The sequence below is a fragment of the Streptomyces sp. LARHCF249 genome (assembly GCF_052871255.1).
Map to the genome: position 1 here is coordinate 421,566 of NZ_JBIXJQ010000005.1, position 21,638 is coordinate 443,203.

Annotated in this window: 15 protein-coding genes; 9 read left to right on the forward strand and 6 right to left on the reverse strand. The window is 71.8% G+C overall.

Annotation, left to right across the window (positions count from 1 at the left end):
- The first annotated feature begins 38 nt into the window (after positions 1-38).
- The 5 genes from ACIPUC_RS16835 to ACIPUC_RS16855 are packed head-to-tail and all read left to right on the forward strand — an operon-like array spanning position 39 to position 6,848.
- Complete coding sequence (locus ACIPUC_RS16835) at positions 39-1,169, forward strand: CaiB/BaiF CoA transferase family protein (protein ID WP_446590142.1); 1,131 nt, start codon at positions 39-41, stop codon at positions 1,167-1,169.
- Positions 1,169-2,206: an LLM class F420-dependent oxidoreductase gene (locus ACIPUC_RS16840; RefSeq protein WP_446590143.1), complete on the forward strand. Its 1,038-nt coding sequence runs from the start codon at positions 1,169-1,171 to the stop codon at positions 2,204-2,206. The genes ACIPUC_RS16835 and ACIPUC_RS16840 overlap by 1 nt, the downstream gene beginning before the upstream one ends.
- A 13-nt stretch (positions 2,207-2,219) precedes the next feature.
- Positions 2,220-3,362 carry an acyl-CoA dehydrogenase family protein gene (locus ACIPUC_RS16845; RefSeq protein ID WP_446590145.1) on the forward strand — a complete coding sequence of 381 codons (1,143 nt, stop codon included), beginning with the start codon at positions 2,220-2,222 and terminating at the stop codon, positions 3,360-3,362.
- 54 nt (positions 3,363-3,416) lie between these two features.
- A complete protein-coding gene (locus ACIPUC_RS16850; protein ID WP_446590146.1) occupies positions 3,417-4,631 on the forward strand; it encodes an acetyl-CoA C-acetyltransferase in 1,215 nt (404 codons plus the stop codon).
- A 45-nt stretch (positions 4,632-4,676) separates the two neighbouring features.
- The gene (locus ACIPUC_RS16855) at positions 4,677-6,848 is read left to right on the forward strand and encodes a 3-hydroxyacyl-CoA dehydrogenase NAD-binding domain-containing protein (protein WP_446590147.1); all 2,172 of its coding nucleotides are present in this window, start codon (positions 4,677-4,679) and stop codon (positions 6,846-6,848) included.
- A 65-nt stretch (positions 6,849-6,913) separates the two neighbouring features.
- On the opposite strand, the gene ACIPUC_RS16860 is transcribed toward ACIPUC_RS16855, so the two are convergent.
- The 4 genes from ACIPUC_RS16860 to ACIPUC_RS16875 form a co-directional block, all read right to left on the reverse strand.
- Positions 6,914-7,888 carry an antibiotic biosynthesis monooxygenase gene (locus ACIPUC_RS16860; RefSeq protein ID WP_446590148.1) on the reverse strand — a complete coding sequence of 325 codons (975 nt, stop codon included), beginning with the start codon at positions 7,886-7,888 and terminating at the stop codon, positions 6,914-6,916.
- Positions 7,885-10,611: a molybdopterin-dependent oxidoreductase gene (locus tag ACIPUC_RS16865; RefSeq protein WP_446590149.1), complete on the reverse strand. Its 2,727-nt coding sequence runs from the start codon at positions 10,609-10,611 to the stop codon at positions 7,885-7,887. The genes ACIPUC_RS16860 and ACIPUC_RS16865 overlap by 4 nt, the downstream gene beginning before the upstream one ends.
- Entirely contained in the window at positions 10,608-11,435 is an 828-nt protein-coding gene (locus ACIPUC_RS16870) for an FAD binding domain-containing protein (RefSeq protein WP_446590150.1), read from the reverse strand. The genes ACIPUC_RS16865 and ACIPUC_RS16870 overlap by 4 nt, the downstream gene beginning before the upstream one ends.
- Positions 11,436-11,541: 106 nt before the next feature.
- Entirely contained in the window at positions 11,542-12,285 is a 744-nt protein-coding gene (locus tag ACIPUC_RS16875; RefSeq protein ID WP_446590152.1) for a MerR family transcriptional regulator, read from the reverse strand.
- 85 nt (positions 12,286-12,370) lie between these two features.
- Here ACIPUC_RS16875 and ACIPUC_RS16880 point away from each other — a divergent pair, with 85 nt between their 5' ends.
- On the forward strand, positions 12,371-14,215 hold the full coding sequence (locus tag ACIPUC_RS16880) for an AMP-dependent synthetase/ligase (RefSeq protein WP_446590154.1): 1,845 nt from the start codon (positions 12,371-12,373) through the stop codon (positions 14,213-14,215).
- 63 nt (positions 14,216-14,278) lie between these two features.
- On the opposite strand, the gene sph is transcribed toward ACIPUC_RS16880, so the two are convergent.
- Positions 14,279-15,265 carry a sphingomyelin phosphodiesterase gene (sph, locus tag ACIPUC_RS16885; protein WP_446590156.1) on the reverse strand — a complete coding sequence of 329 codons (987 nt, stop codon included), beginning with the start codon at positions 15,263-15,265 and terminating at the stop codon, positions 14,279-14,281.
- Between the two features lie 217 nt (positions 15,266-15,482).
- Between sph and ACIPUC_RS16890 the strand changes: the two genes are divergently transcribed.
- Positions 15,483-16,370, forward strand: a complete 888-nt coding sequence (locus ACIPUC_RS16890) for an oxygenase MpaB family protein (RefSeq protein ID WP_446590158.1) — start codon at positions 15,483-15,485, stop codon at positions 16,368-16,370.
- Positions 16,371-16,376: 6 nt separating this feature from the next.
- Here the strand turns inward: ACIPUC_RS16890 and ACIPUC_RS16895 are convergent, their stop codons facing one another.
- Entirely contained in the window at positions 16,377-17,903 is a 1,527-nt protein-coding gene (locus ACIPUC_RS16895; RefSeq protein ID WP_446590160.1) for a M1 family metallopeptidase, read from the reverse strand.
- Positions 17,904-18,130: 227 nt separating this feature from the next.
- Here ACIPUC_RS16895 and ACIPUC_RS16900 point away from each other — a divergent pair, with 227 nt between their 5' ends.
- Together ACIPUC_RS16900 and ACIPUC_RS16905 are read left to right on the forward strand one after the other, a co-directional pair.
- Positions 18,131-18,994, forward strand: a complete 864-nt coding sequence (locus ACIPUC_RS16900; RefSeq protein ID WP_446590162.1) for an SCO6745 family protein — start codon at positions 18,131-18,133, stop codon at positions 18,992-18,994.
- A 106-nt stretch (positions 18,995-19,100) separates the two neighbouring features.
- Positions 19,101-21,539, forward strand: a complete 2,439-nt coding sequence (locus ACIPUC_RS16905; RefSeq protein WP_446590163.1) for a Tex family protein — start codon at positions 19,101-19,103, stop codon at positions 21,537-21,539.
- Positions 21,540-21,638: the final 99 nt, after the last annotated feature.

The window sequence follows — 21,638 nt, forward strand, 5'->3', positions numbered from 1 at the left end:
TTGTGTCACACCGTGCGGCTACGAATGCTGGGGGCTCGATGGCAGTGACAGGTACCGGCCCGCTCGCCGGAGTGCGCGTCGTCGAACTGGCGGGCATCGGCCCCGGCCCGTTCGCCGCCATGCTCCTGGCCGACCTGGGCGCGGACGTCGTGCGCGTGGACCGGCCGGGCGGCGGCGGGCTCGCGGTCAACCCGGTCTACGACCTGACCAACCGCAACAAACGCTCCGTCCTGGTCGACCTCAAGTCCGCCGAGGGCCCCGCCCGCGTCCTGGACCTCGTCGAGCGGGCCGACGTGCTCATCGAGGGCTTCCGCCCCGGGGTCGCCGAGCGCCTCGGCGTGGGACCGGCCGACTGCCACGCCCGCAACCCGAAACTCGTCTACGGCCGGATGACGGGCTGGGGCCAGGAGGGCCCGCTCGCCCACACCGCCGGACACGACATCGCGTACATCGCCGTCACCGGCGCCCTGGGCATGATCGGCAACCCGGACGAGCCGCCGGCCGTCCCCGCCAACCTGGTCGGCGACTACGCGGGCGGCTCGCTCTACCTCGTCATCGGCGTCCTCGCCGCGCTCCAGCACGCCCGTACGCCCGGCGGCGCGGGCCAGGTCGTCGACGCGGCCATCGTCGACGGGACCGCCCACCTCACCTCGATGATCCACGGCATGGTGGCGGCGGGCGGCTGGCAGGACCGGCGCGGGGCCAACCTGCTCGACGGCGGCTGCCCCTTCTACGGGACCTACGAGACCTCCGACGGCCGGTACATGGCGGTCGGCGCCCTGGAGCAGCAGTTCTACGACACCTTCGTGGAGCTGCTCGGCCTCGGCGACCAGGCCCCGGCCCGCAAGGACCTCGCCCGCTGGGGCGAGCTGCGCGAGGCCGTCGCCGCACGCTTCAAGTCCCGTACGCGCGAGGAGTGGACGGCGGTCTTCGAGGGCACGGACGCCTGCGTCGCGCCGGTGCTCTCGCTGCGCGAGGCCCCGCACCACCCGCACCTCACGGCCCGCGGGACCTTCACCGACTTCGGCGGGATCACCCAGCCCGCCCCGGCGCCGCGCTTCTCGGCGACCCCCGCGGCGGTCACGAGCGGGCCCGCGCAGCCGGGCGCGGACACCGGATCCGTGGCCCGCGACTGGGACGTCCCGGCGCTGCTCGGGAAGGAGAGCTGATGGAACTGTCCATGATGCTCGACTACGCCGGAGATCCGCGCCGGGCCGCCGACGAGGTGGCGGCGCTGGAGTCGGCCGGGCTCGACGCCGTGTGGGTCGCCGAGGCCTGGGGCTTCGACTCTCCGACGATCATGGGCTACCTCGCCGCCCGCACCGAGCGGCTGAAGATCGGCTCGGCGATCATGAACGTCTACTCGCGCACCCCCGGCCTCATCGCCCAGACGGCCGCCGGACTCGACGCGCTGTCGGGCGGCCGGGCGCTGCTCGGACTCGGCGCCTCCGGCCCGCAGGTCGTCGAGGGCTGGCACGGGAAGCCGTACGACAAACCGCTCGGCCGGACCCGCGAGACCGTCGAGCTGTGCCGCCGCATCTGGCGCCGCGAGACCATCGACCACCACGGCATCACCGACATGCCGCTGCCGCCCGAGAAGGGCGGCCGGCACGGCAAGCCGCTGAAGATGCTCACCCGGCCGGTCCGCAGCGCCATCCCCGTGTACATCGCCTCGCTCGGCCCGGCGAACGTACGGCTGACGGCCGAGATCGCCGACGGCTGGCTGCCCACGCTCTTCATCCCGGAGAAGGCCCGCGCGGTGTGGGGCGGCCCCCTCGCCGAGGGCGCGGCCCTGCGGTCGCCGGAACTCGGCCCGCTCCAGACCGTGGCGGGCGGCCTGCTCGCCATCGGCGAGGACGCGGCCGCGCTACGGGACCTCGCGCGCCCGCAGATCGCCCTGTACGTCGGCGGCATGGGCGCGGTGGGCAAGAACTTCTACAACGACCTCGCCGTGGCCTACGGCTACGAGGAGGAGGCCCGGAAGATCCAGGAGCTCTACCTGGCGGGCCGCAAGCGCGACGCGGCGGCCGCCGTCCCGGACGAGTTCTGCGAGCTGATGACGCTGTGCGGGCCCGAGGGCTACGTACGCGAGCGGATCGAGGCCTTCCGCGAGGCGGGCGTCACGATGCTCAACGTCACCCCCGTCGGCCCCGAGCCGGCCCGCCTGATCGAAACCGTCAAGAACTGGCTTGAGGGAGCCCACTGATGCGAGCCGTCCGATGAAGCGCCAGATCTTCGACGCCGACCACGAGGCGTTCCGCGAGACCGTCCGCACCTTCCTCACCAAGGAGGTGCTGCCGCACTACGAGCAGTGGGAGAAGGACGGCATCGTCAGCCGCGAGGCGTGGCGGGCCGCGGGCCGGCAGGGCCTGCTGGGCCTCGCCGTCCCGGAGGAGTACGGGGGCGGCGGGAACCCCGACTTCCGCTACGCCGCCGTGATCGCCGAGGAGTTCACCCGGGCGGGCGCCCCCGGGCTCGCCATCGGCCTGCACAACGACATCATCGGGCCCTACCTGACCTCACTGGCCACCGAGGAGCAGAAGCGCCGCTGGCTGCCCGGCTTCTGCTCGGGCGAGACCATCACGGCCATCGCCATGACCGAGCCCGGCGCGGGCTCCGACCTCCAGGGGATCCGCACCAGCGCCGAGGACCGCGGCGACCACTGGGTGCTGAACGGCTCCAAGACCTTCATCTCCAACGGCATCCTCGCCGACCTGGTGATCGTGGTCGCCAAGACCACGCCCGAGGGCGGGGCGCACGGCCTGTCGCTGCTGGCCGTCGAGCGCGGCATGGAGGGCTTCGAGCGCGGCCGCAACCTCGACAAGATCGGCCAGAAGTCCCAGGACACCGCCGAGCTCTTCTTCCACGACGTCCGCGTCCCCAAGGAGAACCTGCTCGGCGAGCTGAACGGCGCCTTCGTCCACCTGATGACCAACCTCGCGCAGGAGCGGATGGGCATCGCCATGGCCGGCATCGCCGCCGCCGAGTACCTGCTGGAGATCACCACCCAGTACGTCAAGGAGCGCGAGGCCTTCGGCCGGCCGCTGTCCAAGCTCCAGCACATCCGCTTCGAGATCGCGGAGATGGCCACCGAGTGCGCGGTCACCCGTACCTTCCTCGACCGGTGCATCACCGACCACGCCAACGGCGAACTGGACCACGTCCACGCCTCGATGGCCAAGTGGTGGGCCACCGAACTGCAGAAGCGGGTCGCCGACCGCTGCCTGCAACTGCACGGCGGATACGGATACATGACCGAATACCGGGTCGCGCGGGCCTTCACCGACGGCCGCATCCAGACCATCTACGGCGGAACGACCGAGATCATGAAAGAGATCATCGGCCGCTCCCTCCTCGGCTAAGACCCCCGCCAAGACCCCTCGGCCCACAACCGGACCTTCCGAAAGGCTTGACCAGTGAGCACCGAAGCTTACGTATACGACGCGATCCGCACCCCGCGCGGCCGCGGCAAGGCCAGCGGCGCCCTGCACGGCACCAAGCCGATCGACCTGGTCGTCGGCCTCATCCACGCCCTGCGCGAGCGCAACCCCGGCCTCGACCCCGCCACCATCGACGACATCGTGCTCGGCGTCGTCGGCCCGGTCGGCGACCAGGGCTCCGACATCGCCCGGATCGCGGCCATCGCCGCCGGGCTCCCGGACACCGTGGCGGGCGTGCAGGAGAACCGCTTCTGTGCCTCCGGCCTGGAGGCCGTCAACCTGGCCGCCGCCAAGGTCCGCTCCGGCTGGGAGGACCTGGTCCTGGCGGGCGGCGTGGAGTCCATGTCCCGCGTCCCGATGGCCTCCGACGGCGGCGCCTGGTTCAACGACCCGATGACCAACTGGGACGTCAACTTCGTCCCGCAGGGCATCGGCGCCGACCTGATCGCCACCATCGAGGGATTCTCCCGGCGCGACGTGGACGAGTACGCCGCCCTCTCCCAGGAGCGGGCCGCCGCGGCCATCAAGGACGGGCGCTTCGCCAAGTCCGTGGTCCCGGTCACCGACCGCAACGGCCTGGTCGTCCTGGACCACGACGAGTTCGTCCGCCCGGGCACCACCGCGGACACCCTCGCCAAGCTCAAGCCCTCCTTCGCGGACATCGGCGAGCTCGGCGGCTTCGACGCCGTCGCGCTGCAGAAGTACCACTGGGTCGAGAAGATCGACCACGTCCACCACGCGGGCAACTCCTCCGGCATCGTCGACGGCGCCTCGCTCGTCGCCATCGGCTCCCGCGAGGCGGGCGAACGCAACGGCCTCGCCCCGCGCGCCCGGATCGTCTCGGCGGCCGTCTCCGGCTCCGAGCCCACCATCATGCTCACCGGCCCCGCCCCGGCCACCCGCAAGGCCCTCGCCAAGGCCGGGCTGACCATCGACGACATCGACCTGATCGAGATCAACGAGGCCTTCGCCGGCGTCGTGCTGCGCTTCGTCAAGGACATGGGCGTCTCCCTCGACAAGGTCAACGTCAACGGCGGCGCCATCGCGCTCGGCCACCCGCTCGGCGCCACCGGCGCGATGATCCTCGGCACGATCGTCGACGAACTGGAGCGCCAGGACAAGCGCTACGGCCTCGTCACCCTCTGCGTCGGCGGCGGCATGGGCGTCGCCACCATCGTCGAACGCATCTGATCCGTCCTGATCCCTGATCCCACCTCTGACACGGAAGTAGCGAACATGAGCGAGTCCACCACGATCCGCTGGGAACAGGACGAGACCGGCGTCGTCACCCTGGTCCTCGACGACCCCGACCAGTCCGCCAACACGATGAACCAGGCCTTCAAGGACTCCATCGCGGCCGTCGCCGACCGCGCCGAGGCCGAGAAGGACTCCATCCGCGGCATCATCTACACCTCTGCCAAGAAGACCTTCTTCGCGGGCGGCGACCTCAAGGACATGATCCGGCTGCGCCCCGAGCACGCGCAGCTGGCCTTCGACGCCGGCACCGAGATCAAGCGCTCCCTGCGCCGCATCGAGACCCTCGGCAAGCCGGTCGTCGCCGCCATCAACGGCGCGGCCCTGGGCGGCGGTTACGAGATCTGCCTCGCCTCCCACCACCGCGTCGCCCTCGACGCCCCCGGCTCCAAGATCGGCCTGCCCGAGGTCACCCTCGGGCTCCTCCCGGCCGGCGGCGGCGTCACCCGCACCGTGCGCCTGATGGGCATCGCCGACGCGCTGCTCAAGGTGCTGCTCCAGGGTACCCAGTACAGCCCGCAGCGCGCCCTGGAGAACGGCCTGGTCCACGAACTGGCCGCCACCCCCGAGGAGATGCTCGCCAAGGCCCGCGCGTTCATCGACGCGAACCCCGAGTCGAAGCAGCCCTGGGACGTACCCGGCTACAAGATCCCGGGCGGCACCCCGTCCAACCCGCGGTTCGCCGCCAACCTCCCGGCCTTCCCGGCCAGCCTGAAGAAGCAGCTGAACGGGGCCCCGTACCCGGCCCCGCGCAACATCCTGGCCTGCGCCGTCGAGGGCACCCAGGTGGACTTCGAGACCGCGCTGACCATCGAGGCCCGCTACTTCACCGAGCTGGTCACCGGCCAGACCGCCAAGAACATGATCCAGGCGTTCTTCTTCGACCTCCAGGCCGTCAACGCGGGCCGCAGCCGCCCGCAGGGGACCGAGCCCCGCACGGTACGCAAGGTCGCCGTCCTCGGCGCGGGCATGATGGGTGCGGGCATCGCCTACTCCTGCGCCCGCGCGGGCATCGAGGTGGTGCTCAAGGACGTCAGCGCCGAGGCCGCCGCCAAGGGCAAGGCGTACTCCGAGAAGCTGCTCGACAAGGCCCTGTCCCGCGGCCGTACCACCGAGGCCCAGCGCGCCGAGCTGCTCGCCCGGATCACCCCCACCGCCGACCCGGCCGACCTGGCGGGCTGCGACGCCGTCATCGAGGCGGTCTTCGAGGACACCGCCCTCAAGCACAAGGTGTTCCAGGAGATCCAGGACGTCGTCACACCGGACGCGCTGCTCTGCTCCAACACCTCCACCCTGCCCATCACCGGCCTGGCGGAAGGGGTCTCCCGCCCCGCCGACTTCATCGGCCTGCACTTCTTCTCGCCCGTCGACAAGATGCCGCTGGTCGAGATCATCAAGGGCGAGCGGACCGGCGACGAGGCCATCGCCCGCGCCTTCGACCTGGTCCGCCAGATCAACAAGACCCCGATCGTGGTCAACGACTCGCGCGGGTTCTTCACCTCGCGCGTCATCGGCCAGTTCATCAACGAGGGCGTGGCCATGGTCGGCGAGGGCATCGAGCCCGCCTCGATCGAGCAGGCCGCCGCCCAGGCCGGCTACCCGGCCAAGGTGCTCTCGCTGATGGACGAGCTCACCCTCACCCTCCCGCGCAAGATCCGCAACGAGACCCGCAAGGCCTTCGAGGCCGAGGGCCGCGCGTGGGCCGAGCACCCGGCCGACGGGGTCATCGACCGGATGGTCGACGAGTTCGACCGCCCCGGCCGCAGCGGCGGGGCCGGCTTCTACGCCTACGACGAGGCGGGCAAGCGCGCCGGCATCTGGCCCGGCCTGCGCGAGCACTTCACCAAGCCGGGGTACGAGATCCCGTTCGAGGACATGAAGGAGAGGATGCTCTTCTCCGAGGCCCTGGACACCGTCCGCTGCCTCGACGAGGGCGTGCTCACCTCCATCGCCGACGCCAACATCGGCTCCATCATGGGCATCGGGTTCCCGGCCTGGACCGGCGGCGTGATCCAGTACATCAACGGCTACGAGGGCGGCCTGCCGGGCTTCGTCGCCCGCGCGCGCGAACTCGCCGCCACGTACGGCGAGCGCTTCAACCCGCCGGCCTCCCTCGTGGAGAAGGCCGGGCGCGGCGAGACGTACAGCGACTAGTGCGGTGACCGGGAAGGCCGGCCGGGCTGCTCCGGGCCGGCCTTCCCGCGCCTCGCGGCGGAGGGTCAGGGCAGGGTCCAGAACTGCTCCGTCACCAGGTAGAAGACGGCGGCCCAGAACCCGAGCGTCGCGGTGACGATGCCGAGGCCGGCGAGGTTGGTCCGCGCAGGAGACTCGTCCGGTACGGGGGGCCACAGCCACCGCTTGAGCAGCCGGTTCACGTAGTGGGGCATCGTGAGGAAGCTCATGATGAAGCTCGACAGCAGGTTTCCCACGAGCAGCCCGAGCCAGAACGGCATGCCCAGCGGATGCAGGAGCAGCGTCAGCACCACGACGGTCGGGTAGAGGCCTACCCAGACCGCGAGGGAGGTCTTCGTCTCCGAGGGCGGCGGCGCCTCCCTGCCGTTCTCCTCGAAGGCGAACCAGCTGCCGAACGAGTTGTCGATGGTGCGCAGTTCGAAGTCGCTGAACTTCTCCCCTTCGGCGAGGAGCTCCCGCCGCCTCTCCGATGTCAGCCAGGCGTCGAGGTGTTCGGCGTTGTCGTAGCGGTACAGGGTGGTCCACTCGTCCTGGAGGCCCTCGACGGGGCGGAAGACCTCGGTGCCGCGGAACCCTTCGAACTTGCCCTCCTCCTGCCTCATGCGGCGCTGCCATGCGAGGAAGTCGTCGACCTGGTCAGGGCGGACGCGGTGGGTCACCACGACGGTCACGAGCGGGTCCGCCGGCTGCGTGCCGCCGCTGATCACCTGCTGGGTGGCGGGACCGTCGAAGTACTTCTCGCCGATGTCCAGCAGTCGCTGCCGGGTCGCGCCGTTGATCCACGCCTGCAGGTGGGCCACCGAGTCGAACCGGTAGACGACGACCCACTCGGGTTGCCGCTCCGTCGGCGGGGACACCTCGGCGCCGAGGTGGCCGGCGTACCGGGACGCGGCGGTGTTGACGTCCTCCTGCCACTTCGCGTATTCGCGCTCCATGCCGGGCCGGACCTTGCGGCCGATGATGACCGTCGCCGCCGCGTCCGGCTGCTTCCCGGTGGTCATCGTCTCGGGCCCGTCGCCGCCGGCCGGCTCTCACCCAGCCTGCTGTAGATCCTTTCCGGCGTGAGGGGCAGCTCGCGGTAGCGGACGCCCGTGGCGTCGTGGAGCGCGTTCGCCAGGGCGGGGGCCACCGGGTTGATGCAGCACTCCGCCATCCCCTTCGCCCGCATGGGCCCGACGGAGTCCGAGGAGCCCACGAGGAGCAGGTCGGTGCGGGGGACGTCGGCGTAGGCGGGGATCCGGTAGTTGCGCAGGCTCGGGTTGGCCATGACACCGTCCGCGTCGACCCGGAAGTTCTCGGTCAGCGCGAATCCGATGCCCTGGGCGACACCGCCGTCCACCTGGCCGCGGACCTGCTCGGGGTTGATGACCACGCCGGCGTCGGCCGCATGGACGCTGTAGAGGATGCGGATCTCGCCCGTCACCCGGTGGACCGCGATGCGGAAGCCCTGGGTGTTGGAGGTGACGCTGCGGGGCGAGCCGTAGGCCTTGCGGGCGGCGGCGAAACGGATGCCGCGGGCCCGGGCCAGGGCGACGAGCTCGGCCAGCGGGACGCGCTCGTCCCCGCAGACGACGTGGTCGTCGTCCATCGAGCACATCACGAGGTGGACGCCCGTGTGCGCGGCGGCGAACTCCAGGACGCGGTCGCGCACGGCGCCCGCGGCCCGGAGCACCGCGTTGCCCGCCACGAAGAGTCCGGCGCTGGCGAAGGCGCCCGTGTCGAATCCCGTGCGGTCGGTGTCGGACTGCACCAGGCGGATCCGCGACGGCGTCGTCCCCAGCTGGTCGGCGGCGATCTGCACGTGCGCGGTCGACGTGCCCTCCCCGAACTCGACCGTGCCGACGGCCAGTTCGTACACGAGGTCGTCGCCGAGCGTGAGCCAGGCCTCGGAGAGGTGCTCGGTCGGCGGCGCGGTCTCGTGCAGGGAGCCGGCCACGCCGACCCCGACGAGCCACTCGGGGCCGGGGGAGGGCTGATCGGCCGTACGGGCCAGGGCGCCGGCGACGAGGTCGATGCACTGGGCGAGCCCGTCCTCGTTGAACATCACGTCGTCGGGGCCTTCGTGCATCGCGACGAGCGGATCACCGGGGCGCACGATGGTGCGGCGGCGCAGTTCGAGCGGATCCATGTGCAGGGCCAGGGCCAGCTCGTCCATCGCGCACTCCACGGCGAAGGCCGGCTGGGTCATTCCGTAGCCGCGCAGCGCGCCGCTGGGCACGGTGTTCGTGTAGACGGAGTAGGCGTCGTACTTCTTGTTGGGGCAGCGGTAGATCATGACCGCGGCGCCGCCCGCGTAGAGCGTCTCGCCGCCGTGGTTGCCGTAGGCGCCCGTGTTGGACACGTTGCGGACCTGGAGGGCCGTGAGCGTGCCGTCCGCCTTCGCGCCGAGCTTGACCGTCAGCTTCATCGGGTGCCGGGGCGAGGCCGTCGTGAACTCCTCCTCGCGCGTGTACTCGAAGCAGACGGGCCGCCCGGTGTCCAGCGCGGCGAGCGCCACCAGGTCCTCCGAGACGACCTCCTGCTTGCCGCCGAAACCGCCGCCGACGCGCTTGCAGAACACGCGGAGCTGGTCCGGGCGCAGCGCGAACAGGTAGGCCAGTTTGAGCTTCGCGATCGACGGGGACTGCGAACTGGTGCGGACGTTCAGCCGGCCGTCCTCCATCCAGGCGATCGAGCCGTGGGTCTCGAGGTGCGCGTGCTGCACGCGCGGTGAGAAGTACGTGCCCTCGTGGATCACGTCGGCCGCGGCGAACCCCATGTCGACATCGCCGACGTGCGAGTGGATCTCCGTCAGGAGGTTGTGCACGCAGTCGCGGACGAACGGGTCCTCCGAGCGGTGCAGTTGGGGCGCTCCGTCGGCCATGGCCTCCTCGGGATCGAAGACCGCGGGCAGCACCTCGTACTCCACGGCGACCTTCCGGCAGCCCTCCTCGGCAGCCCCGACCGTGTCGGCGAGGACGACGGCGACGCGCTGGCCGACGAAGCGGACCGTTTCGTCGAGGATGTATGTGTCGTCCGGATCGACCAGGTGGTCGGTGTGGATCGCCGTGGTGAACCGCCTGCGCGGCACGTCCTCCCAGGTGTAGACGCGGTGCACGCCGGGGACCGCCAGCGCCGCGGACTTGTCGATCGACACGATCCGGGCGTGCGCGTGGGGCGAGTGCAGCACTTTGAGGTGCAGCATGCCCTCCCTGTGCGTGTCCATCGTGAACTCGGCCCGACCGGTCACCACGTCCTCGGCCGCCGGCGCGCCGACGCTCGTTCCGACGGCCCTTCCGGGCGCGGCGCTCTGCACGGAGGCGACGCCCCGCACGGCGTCCTCGATCGACCGGTAGCCGGTGCAACGGCAGAGGTTTCCCTTCAACGACCTTGGCAGGTCCGCCTTCTGGGCCTCGGTGAACGCCGCCGCGGTCATGATCATTCCGGCGGTGCAGAAGCCGCACTGGAACCCCGGGGCATCGCGGAACCGGCGCTGCACCGGATGCAGGTCGCCGGGGGTGCCGAGACCCTCGATCGTGGTCACCTCGCGGCCCTCCGCGCGGAAGGCGGGGGTGATGCAGCTGTGCACCGGTGTGCCGTCCAGCCACACCGTGCACGCACCGCAGTCACCCGCGTCGCACCCCTTCTTGACGCCGAAGTGGCCGAGTGCGCGCAGGAACGTGCGCAGGCACTGGCCGGGCTCCGGTTCTTCGCCGAAGCTCCGTCCGTTCACGAGGTAGGTCATGCCGGGCCCCCGGCGATGAGTTCGCCGCGTATCTCTTCGGCGAAGTGCCGCGTCAGGTGGCGGCGGTGGTCGGGGGTCCCGTTGGGGTCGGCGAACCACATGTCGGCGGGGACGGCGTCGATGTTCTGCCGCAGGGTGCGGGCATCGGGCACGGAGTCGAAGGCGAACCGGATCGGCCGCGTGGTGCCGGCGGTGACGGTGAGCAGCAGATTGCCGGTCCCGGGTGTGTGCGTACCGATGAGGAACACGGTCGACCGGCCCAGGCGGGTCAGGGTGAAGCGGCGGTGAGCGGGGCGTTTCCGTAGAGCGTGTGCCGGAATGCGGATGCGGCGCAGGATCTCGCCGGGCGCGAGGATGTTGCGGTTGTTCCCCGTCACGAAGTCGAGGGCGTCGACGGTGCGCACGGAGCCGTCGGGCGCCCACAGTTCGTAACGCGCCTCCAGGGCCACCGTGAGCGTGATCATCGGTCCGGCGGGCAGGGACATGCAGATGTTCCCGCCGACGGTCGCCGCGTTCCACACCTTGAACGAGGAGAGGAACGCCTCGCAGGACATCGGGATGAGGCCCGCCGCGGTCCAGTCCTTCGGCGGCGCGAAGGCGTACAGGTCGCGGATGGTGCACGTGGCCCCGATCTCGAGGCCGGCGTCGCCGGGGACGAGCGGGTCCCACGGCAGCGACGTCAGATCGACCAGGCGGCGCAGGCCCGGCTGCTCGGCGGAGAACAGCCAGGTCCCGCCCGCGAGCCAGGCGTCCCCCTCGCGCCAGTCCGCCCCCGGCCGGTCGGCCGGCCGCCGCACGACTTCGGTGATGGTGTTGAGGTCCATGGGAATCGATCTCCCTCACGAAGGCGCTCGTGGACTGTACGAGGGAGGACCGGCCCGGTGCGCAGACGCCTTTTCAGCGTACCCAGGAGGGGCGTGCCCCGCCCGGTCAGGAATCCGCGCCAGACGTCTCGCCGGAGACGAAAGCCGCCCGCAGTTCCTCCCGGAGCGACCGCTGGAAGGCCGTCACCAGCGCCTGCACCACCATGGGCTGCATGTGCGCGGACAGCGCCTTCATCGACTCCACCCGCTCCGGATCGCTCTCGCCCTGCGTGAACGGCCCCCACACCTCGTCGCGGAACAGTGCCGTCAGCTCGTGCGCCGCCGCCCTGGTGTGCTCCATCAGCACCGTGCGCGCCGCCAGGATCGTCTCGTGCGCGATCGGTACGTCGAGCAGCGCGACCCCCAGCCGCAGCAGACCCACGTCCACCCGGAAGCCGTCCCCCGAAGCGGCGAGCACGTTCATCGCCGTCAGCCGCCGGACGTCGGTGTCCGACAGGCTCCGCCCCGCCCGCTTCTCCAGCTCCGCCCGTGAGACCTCCTGGGCCGCGTCCGGAGCCCAACTGGCCACCAGGGCCCGGTGGATCGCCAGATCGTGCGCGCTCAGGTCGTCGGGCAGCGCGTCCAGATAGCGCTCGATGGCGGACAGGGTCATGCCCTGGTGCTGCAACTCCTCGATCAGCGCCAGCCGCGAGAGGTGCTCCGGGCCGTAGTGCCCCACACGACGCGGGCCGATCACGGGAGGGGGCAAAATCCCGCGCGTGCTGTAGAACCGTACGGTGCGGACGGTGACGCCCGCCCTGGCCGCCAGCTCGTCCACGGTGAGCATCGGCTCGGGTGCCTGGTCGGCCATCGTCTGCGCCTCGCTCTCTGATCCACAGCTTGGGTTCAACAGTATTGCTGTCGCACCAACGATGTGAAACGGCCAGGAGCTGCCCATGACCACGAACCTGCGACTGCCCGGACGACCCGAGGAGCTCACCCTCCCCGCCCTGCTGGCCCGCAACGCCGCCGAGTACGGCGAACTCCCCGCCCTCTCGTGGCGCGCCGGGCCCGAAGCGGCGCCGTGGACGACCCTCACCTGGAGCGAGGTGCGCCGCCAGGTCGCCGTCCTCGCCTCCGGATACGCCGCCCTCGGAGTCGAGCGCGGCGAGCACGTGCTGATGATGATGGGCAACCGCCCCGAGCACTGGCTCAGCGACCTCGCCCTCGTCCATCTCGGCGCCGTCCCCGTCACCGTGTACGGGACCTCCGCGCCCGAGCAGATCGCCCACATCGCCCGCCACAGCCGGGCCAGGGTCGCGGTCGTCGAGGGCGCCCGCGAGCTCGTCCGGTGGGAGCCGCTGCTGGCCGACGCCGACGTGCCCCTGGAACGGCTGGTCGTGGCGGAGGCCGCGGAGGCCGGTACGCACCGCAGCTACGGCTCCCTGTACGCGAGCGGGGCCCGGCTGCACCGGGCCGACGCCTTCGAGAAGGCCTGGCAGGAGACCGGCCCCGAGGACCCGCTGACCGTCGTCTACACCTCCGGTACCACCGGCGACCCCAAGGGCGTCCGCCTCACCCACCGCAACCTCATGCTCCAGGCGGTCCACCTCGACCGGAACGTGGACCTGCCCGAGCACGCCGAGCACATCTGCTACCTGCCCTTCGCGCACATCGCGGAGCGGGTCCTGGGCATCTACCTGCCGCTGTTGCGCGCCGCGCACGTACGGCTGTGCGCCGACCCGACCGCCGTGGCCGGGGCGGTCCGCGAACTGCGCCCGGTGCAGTTCTTCGGCGTGCCCCGGGTGTGGGAGAAGCTCGCCGCCGGGGTCAAGGCGGTCCTCGGGACCCTTCCCCAGGAACAGCGGGCGGCCATCGAGGCCGCGAACGACCTCGCCCGTGCCCGCGCCGGCCACCGGGAGCGCGGGGAGGCCGTACCGCCCGCGCTCGAAGCCTCGTACGCCACGGCGAAGGAGCGGGTGCTGGACCCGCTGCTGGGCCTGGCCGGGCTGGACCGCCTCGTCTGGACGGCGAGCGCCACCGCCCCGATGCCGATCGACGTGGTCCGCTTCTGGGCGGGCTGGGGGATCACCATCATGGACGCCTGGGGCCTGACCGAGACCTCCGGCGTGTGTACGGTCAACAGCCCGGACGGCTTCCGGCTGGGCTCGGTGGGACGCCCGATCGAGGGGCTCGAGCTGCGGCTCGCCGCGGACGGGGAGATCCTGACGCGCGGCGCGACCGTCTTCGGCGGCTACCTGCGGCCCGACGGGTCGGTGGAGAGCGCGGCGGACGGCGAGGGCTGGTTCCCGACGGGGGACATCGGGCGGCTCGACGAGGACGGGTTCCTCTGGCTGACCGACCGCAAGAAGGAGTTGATCATCACCTCCAACGGCAAGAACGTCTCGCCGGCGCTGGTGGAGAACACCGTCAAGGAGCACCCGCTGATCGGCCAGGCCCTGGTCCACGGCGACGGCCGGTCCTACCTGGTCGCCCTGCTGGTCCTGGACCCGGAGCTGGCCCCGGCCTGGGCGGCGGCCCGGGGCATCGAGGCGGCGTCCCTCGAAGCGCTCGCCGAGGACCCCGCCGTCCGGGCGGAGGTCGCCCGCGCCGTGGAGAGCGCCAACGCGCGGCTCAACCGGACCGAGCAGATCAAGAGGTACCGGGTGCTCACCGAGGAGTGGGGACCCGAATCGGGGGAGCTCACCCCGTCGCTGAAGCTCCGCAGGCGGGTGGTCCGCGAGAAGTACGGACCGCTCATCGACGGGCTGTACGAGGACGGGCAGCGCGCGAAGGCGTGACGCGCGCGACCGCGGCCGGGCCGTGCGACCCGGCCGCGGTCGCGGTCGCACGGCCGACGCGTGCTAGCGCCCGATCACCGGGTAGTGGTCGGAGAGGTTGGCGTACGTGTAGGAGGTGCCCCAGCTGGAGACCGTCCACGGCGCCGACTGCTCCAGGACCACGTTGTTCTCCCAGCCCGCCGGACGGGCGTTGCCCTTGCGGTACAGGACGTAGTCCAGGTCCTCGCGCGGGTCGGTCGGGTAGCGGTACTTCGCTATCGAGTTCATCGCGGTGTCGAAGGAGTACGGGTGGCCCGTGCGCGTGTCCGAGCCGGCCAGGTCCGCGTTGGCCAGCATGGCGGCGAGCTCCGGCGTGCGGGAGTCGACGTTCAGGTCGCCCGCCACGATGACCTGCTCGTTCGCCGGGATGTTCTTCCCGTCCAGGAAGGCGTCGACGGCGCGGAACTGGCGGGCGCGCATCTCCGCCGCCTCGCCCGCGGCGCAGCCCGGGTCGGTGGACTGGGCGTGGGTGCCGACGACGTGCACCTTGGCGCCGTTCACGTTCAGCACGGCGTAGGCGAAGCCCTTGTTGGACCACCAGTCGGCGCCGCAGGCGTCCTTGTAGACGACCTGCTCCTTGCGGACGATCGGCCACTTGCTGAGGATCGTGACGCCGCCGTCCTCCGGGGTGGTGGAGGAGTACGCGCCGCCCGTGGCGTCCCAGCCGGTCTTGCTGCGGCCGACGACCGGGGTCTGGTACGGGTACTGGGCGGCCGAGTTGGCCTTCAGCGCGTCCGAGGCGGCGTTGTCGAAGGCCTCCTGGAGCACGACCACGTCGTGGCCCTGGTAGAAGGAGGCCTTGGGGATCTCCGCGGCCCGGTGGTCCTGGCCCCAGTTCGGGTACAGGTTCTTGCTCATCAGGAACACGTTGTACGAGAGCACGCTGAGCCGCGGGGCGGCGGACTCGGCGGCGGTCGCGGCCGGCGCCGTGGTGGCGGCCAGGGCGCCCGCGGCGACCGCGGCGACGGCAGCGGCGGCGGCCCGGTGGCGGCGGGGAGAGGTCTGCGGCATGGGGAACTCCATCGTTCCTGCGGGAAAGATCGGATCGGCTTCGCCATCCAAGCAGCCGCGGTTACCTCTGGGTAACACCCGTGCAGCGACTTTCTGTCCAGCCCGCGACAACGTGGGGGGGCGCGGGCGCCGACGAGGGCGGGCGGGACGGCCGCGGAAGGCTCGAACCGCAGGTCATACTGGGATTACGGCGAGTTCGACACCTGGGGGCACGTGCATGACCACGACGGAACGTCCGGCCGCGGGAACCGCCCGCGGGGCCGACCCGGCGCCGCCTCCGCCCGGCGGGGTGCTGTGGACCCGCGCCGGGGACGTCAGGTCCCTGCTGACGCTGCCCGCCGCCTTCACCCTCCAGGTCGCGCACCCCGCCGTCGGAGCCGGCGTCGACCAGTACTCGGTCTTCCGCACCGATCCCTGGGGGCGCGGCGAGCGCTCGCTGCGCTCCGTCCAGCTGTGGGTGTACGGCGGGGACGAAGCCGCAGCCGAGGGCCGCAGGGTCCGCCGCGTGCACCGGGAGATCCAGGGCACCGACACCCGGGGGCGCCGCTACCACTCGCTCGACCCGGCCTGCTACGCCTGGGTGCACGCCACCGGATTTCCCGTCGCCCTGTACGCCGGGCGCTATCTGTTCCGCCGCATCAGCCCCGCCAACGAGCGGCAGCTCTATCAGGAGTGGCTCCGGGTGGGACGGATCCTCGGCTTGCGCGACCGGGACATGCCGCAGACCGTGGAGGAGTTCTGGCCGTACTACCGCCGGATGCTGGCCGAGGAGATCGAGCCCACCGCGGTCGCCCGCGAGCTGGTCGCCACCGACGTCGCGCTGCCCCGCCCCGAGGGCGGCGGGCCCCTGGTCCGGCTGCTGCTGCGGCTCACCTGGCCGGCGCTGCGGGCGGCCTTCCTGCGCTTCCGCGCCTTCGTCACCGTCGGGTACATGCCGCCCGAGGCGCGCGCGGCCATCGGGCTGGAGTGGAGCCCGGCCCAGGAGCGCAGGCTCCGGCGGTTCAGCACGGCCGTACGGCTCCTCGTACCGGTGCTGCCGGAGCGGCTGCGGTACCTGCCCATCGCGCGGGCGGCGCGCGCCCGATGGCACGCCGCCGCCCGCTGACGGACGTCAGTGCGCGTCGTGCCCGTCGTGCCGGTGGATCGTGTTCGTCTCCGCGATCTTCTTCCAGGACTTCGGCTCCGCCTTCTGCGCCGGGGCGGAGAAGGACCGGGCCGCGGGGTCCGCGGCCGCGAGACCCAGGGCGGAGGCGTCCGGCTTGCCCGGGGTGTACAGCCAGGTCTCGAACAGCTGGGCCAGCGGCTTGCCCGACACCTTCTCCGCGTAGCGGACGAAGTCGCCGACCTTGGCGTTGCCGTACGCCCGCTCGGCCGGCCAGCCCTTCAGGATCTCGAAGAACTTCTCGTCGCCGATCTCGTTGCGCAGCGCCTGCAGGGCGATGGCGCCGCGGTCGTAGACGGCACCGTGGAACTGGTTCTCCGGACCGGGGTCACCCGGCTTGACCTGCCAGAACGGGTCCTCGGCCGGGCGGACGGAGTAGGCCCAGCCGGCCAGCTCCTGCGCGGTGCCCTCGCCCTCCTTCTCCGACCACAGCCACTGGCTGTACCGGGCGAAGCCCTCGTTGATCCAGATGTCCTTCCAGCCGTCGACGGACACGCTGTCGCCGTACCACTGGTGGGCCAGCTCGTGCACGACCACCGAGACGTTGGCGCCGTTCTGGAACTGGCGCGGCCCGTAGAACGGACGCGTCTGGGTCTCCAGTGCGAAACCGGCGGTCACGTTCGGCACGTATCCGCCCAGCGCGTTGAAGGGGTACGGACCGAAGACCCCCTCCAGCCACTCGGCGACCTCGGCGGTCCGCTCCACGCTCGCCCGCGCCGCCCCCGCGTTGTCGCCGAGGTCCTTGCTGTAGGCGTTGAGGACCGGCAGACCGCCCGCCGTCTTGTCGGTGGTGATGTCGAACTTGCCGACCGCGAGCGTGGCCAGGTAGGTGGCCTGCGGCTTGTTGGAACGCCAGTTGTACCGGGTCCAGCCCAGCCGCGAAGTCTGCGACTGGAGCACGCCGTTGCTGATCGCCTGGGTGCCGTCCGGGACGTTGACCGACACGTCGAAGGTGGCCTTGTCGAGCGGGTGGTCGTTGCTCGGGAACCACCAGACGGCCGAGTCGGGCTCCTGCGCCGCCACTCCGCCGTCGGGCGTGCGCATCCAGGCCGTCCAGCCGTCCACCTTCACCTCGGAGGGCTTCCCGGCGTACTTGACGACCACGGTCAGCGGGGTGTTGCGCGCCAGCGGCTTCGCGGGCGTGACCTCCAGCTCGTGGGAGCCGGAGGTCGCGAACTTCGCCTTGGCCCCGTTGACCCGGACCTCGCTGACCTTCAAGCCGAAGTCCAGGTTGAAGCGGGACAGGTCCTGCGTGGCGGTGGCGAGGAGCGTGGCGGTGCCTTCGAGCAGGTCCGTCTGCGGCTGGTACTTCAGGCGCAGGTCGTAGTGCGACACGTCGTATCCGCCGTTGCCGCTGGCCGGGTAATAGGGATCGCCGATACCCGGGGCGCCCGGACCGGAACTCGCCGCCGACGCCGGGATCACCAGCAGCAGGGAAGCGGCGAGCACGCTCGGGGCGATGACTTTGCGGTGCACGAAGGGCTCCAAGTGGTAGAGGAGACAGATCGGTTCAAGCGCTTGTCGCTCGACCGTATTCACCCTTGATGCCCCACGTCATGTCCATGGCCCCTGCTGTCACACGATCGCCATTCGGCCGTCACAGGCGAGGAAAGGCCGAAAGGCGCGGGTCGGCGGCGCGGTCGGGGATCAGGTCGGCAGGGACCGGCCTACCGGACATACCAAGCAGTCGGTAACCTGCCGCCATGACCCTTCCTCCGCTCGCCGCCCGGCACTGTTGGCACGCCGCGATCAACCCGCTGCACTCCACCGTCTACTTCTCGCCGGACACCACCAAGGAGTTCGCGGGCCTCGGGATCACCGACCCCGTCGCCGTCAACCTCGCCCACCGCTCCGCTGCCATGGGCGCCGTCGCAGCGGGCACGGTGACCGCGACCTTCTACAACTACCGCCACGACCTCATCGCCCGGCACCTCCCCGCCGTCTGGGACACCGCCACGCCCGAGCAGGTCCTCGCGGCCCGGCTGCGCGCCGCCGACGCCACCCTGCGCAGGCTCCTCGGCGACGAGACCGTCGAGTCGCCCGGGCTCGCCGAGGCCGCCGATCTGGCGATGCGCGCCACCGAGGCGTGCACCCGGCACGCCCGTACCCTCTACGCGGCCCACGCCGACCTCCCCGTACCCGAGGAGCCGCACCTGCGCCTGTGGCACGCGACCACGCTGCTGCGCGAACACCGCGGCGACGGCCACCTCGCCGCCCTGCTCATCGCCGGCCTGGACCCGCTCGAGGCTCTGGTCAGCCACACCGCCACCGGCAAGGGCATGGCCCCGAAGTGGCTCAAGGCCGGCCGCGGCTGGGAGCAGTCCGACCTGGACGCCGCCGCCGACCGGCTCCGCGCCCGCGGGATCCTCGACGCCGAGGGCGAGCTCACCGAGCAGGGCAAGGCCGTGCGCGAGAGCCTCGAGGCCGACACCGACCGCCTCGACGCGGCCCCGTACGAGCACCTCGGCGCCGACGGCCTGGCCCGCCTCGCGGAACTCGGCGGCGGCTTCGTGATGCAGGCGGTCACGGCCGGAGCCTTCCCGGCCGACCTGCGCGGCAAGGCCTGACGGAACCCCGGCCACGGCGGTAGGGGCGGCCTTACCGCGCCTTGTCACGGCCACCTGCCACAATTGGCAGCCTTCCAGTGCAAACGAAGGCAGGCGGGACCCGATCGTGACGATGTCCATCGAAGGCAGGATCGCCGAGGAGCTCGGCGTACGGGAGCGGCAGGTCAAGGCCGCCGTCGAGCTGCTCGACGGCGGCTCCACCGTGCCGTTCATCGCGCGCTACCGCAAGGAAGCGACCGAGATGCTCGACGACGCGCAGCTGCGCACGCTCGAGGAGCGGCTGCGGTATCTGCGCGAGCTGGAGGACCGGCGCGCGGCGATCCTGGACTCCGTGCGGGAGCAGGGCAAGCTCGACGCCGAGCTGGAGGCGCGGATCAACGCGGCCGACACCAAGGCCCGGCTCGAGGACATCTACCTGCCCTTCAAGCCCAAGCGGCGCACCAAGGCGCAGATCGCCCGCGAGGCCGGCCTGGAGCCCCTCGCCGAGGGGCTGCTCGCCGACCCCTCCGTGGAACCGGCCGCCGCGGCCGCCGCGTTCGTCGACGCCGACAAGGGCGTCGCCGACCCGGCCGCGGCCCTGGAGGGCGCCCGCGCCATCCTCACCGAGCGGTTCGCCGAGGACGCCGACCTGATCGGCGAGCTGCGCGAGCGCATGTGGGGCCGGGGCCGGCTCGCCGCGAAGGTCCGCGAGGGCAAGGAGGAGGCGGGCGCCAAGTTCGCCGACTACTTCGACTTCGCCGAGCCCTTCACCGCCCTGCCCTCGCACCGCGTCCTCGCGATGCTGCGCGGTGAGAAGGAGGAGGTGCTCGACCTCACGCTGGAGCCGGAGCCGCCGAGCGAGACTTCGGGCCCGTCCACGTACGAGGGCATGGTCGCCCGCCGCTTCGGCATCGCGGACCGCGACCGCCCCGGGGACAAGTGGCTGGCCGACACGGTCCGGTGGGCCTGGCGTACGAAGATCCAGGTGCACCTCGGCATCGACCTGCGGACCCGGCTGCGCGCGGCCGCCGAGGACGAGGCCGTACGGGTCTTCGCCGCGAACCTGCGCGACCTGCTGCTCGCCGCCCCGGCGGGCACGCGGGCGACGCTCGGCCTGGACCCGGGCTTCCGCACCGGTGTGAAGGTCGCCGTCGTGGACGCCACCGGCAAGGTCGTGGCCACCGACGTGATCTACCCGCACGTGCCCGCCAACAAGTGGGACGAGTCCCTCGCCAAGCTCGCCCGCCTCGCGAAGGAGCACGCGGTCGACCTGGTCGCCATCGGCAACGGCACGGCCTCCCGCGAGACCGACAAGCTCGCCGGGGAGCTGATCACCCGCCATCCCGAGCTGAAGCTCACCAAGGTGATGGTCTCGGAGGCGGGCGCCTCCGTGTACTCGGCCTCGGCCTTCGCCTCGCAGGAACTGCCCGGCATGGACGTGTCGTTGCGCGGTGCGGTCTCCATCGCCCGCCGCCTCCAGGACCCGCTCGCCGAGCTGGTCAAGATCGACCCGAAGTCGATCGGCGTCGGCCAGTACCAGCACGACCTGTCCGAGGTGAAGCTCTCGCGCTCGCTCGACGCGGTGGTCGAGGACTGCGTGAACGGCGTCGGCGTCGACGTCAACACCGCTTCGGCGCCGCTGCTCTCGCGGGTGTCGGGCATCAGCGGCGGACTCGCCGAGAACATCGTCGCCCACCGTGACGCCAACGGCCCCTTCCGCAGCCGCAAGGGCCTCAAGGACGTGGCCCGCCTCGGTCCGAAGGCGTACGAGCAGTGCGCGGGCTTCCTGCGGATCCGCGGCGGGGACGACCCGCTGGACGCCTCGGCCGTGCACCCCGAGGCCTACCCGGTCGTCAGGGCGATGGGCAAGACGGCGGGCGGTGAGGTAGCGGCCCTGATCGGCAACACCTCCGTACTGCGCTCCCTGCGCCCCGAGCAGTTCGTGACCGATGCCTTCGGTCTGCCCACGGTCAGCGACATCCTGCGCGAGCTGGAGAAGCCGGGCCGCGACCCGCGCCCCGCCTTCAAGACCGCGACCTTCAAGGAGGGCGTGGAGAAGATCGGCGACCTGGCCCCCGGGATGATCCTGGAGGGAGTGGTCACCAATGTGGCCGCCTTCGGCGCCTTCATCGACATCGGCGTGCACCAGGACGGGCTGGCGCACGTGTCGGCGCTGTCGAAGACCTTCGTCAAGGATCCCCGGGACGTGGTCAAGCCGGGCGACATCGTCCGCGTGAAGGTCATGGACGTGGACATCCCGCGCAAGCGGATCTCGCTGACCCTGCGGCTGGAGGACGAGGCCGGGGCGGAGCGCGGCGCGGGCGCCCCGGGGCAGGAGCGGCGCGGCGGAGGCCGTCCGCCGCAGCAGCGCGGCGGAGGCGGCCAGGGCCAGCGCGGCCAGAGCCAGGGTCAGAGCCAGGTCCAGGGCCAGCGCGGCCAGGGCCAGCGCCAGGGCGGTCAGGGCCAGCGCGGCGGCGCCTCCGCCCCCGCGCCCGCCAACAGCGCGATGGCCGACGCCCTGCGCCGCGCCGGTCTCACCGGACCCGAGGAGCGCCGCAAGCGGTGACCGCTCGCGGTGACCGCATGCATGCGGCCATCCGGCGCGTGAGGGGCTGGTCGGCGATGGCCGAATAGGTTCCCCACCAGGTGACTTGCCTTGCCAACT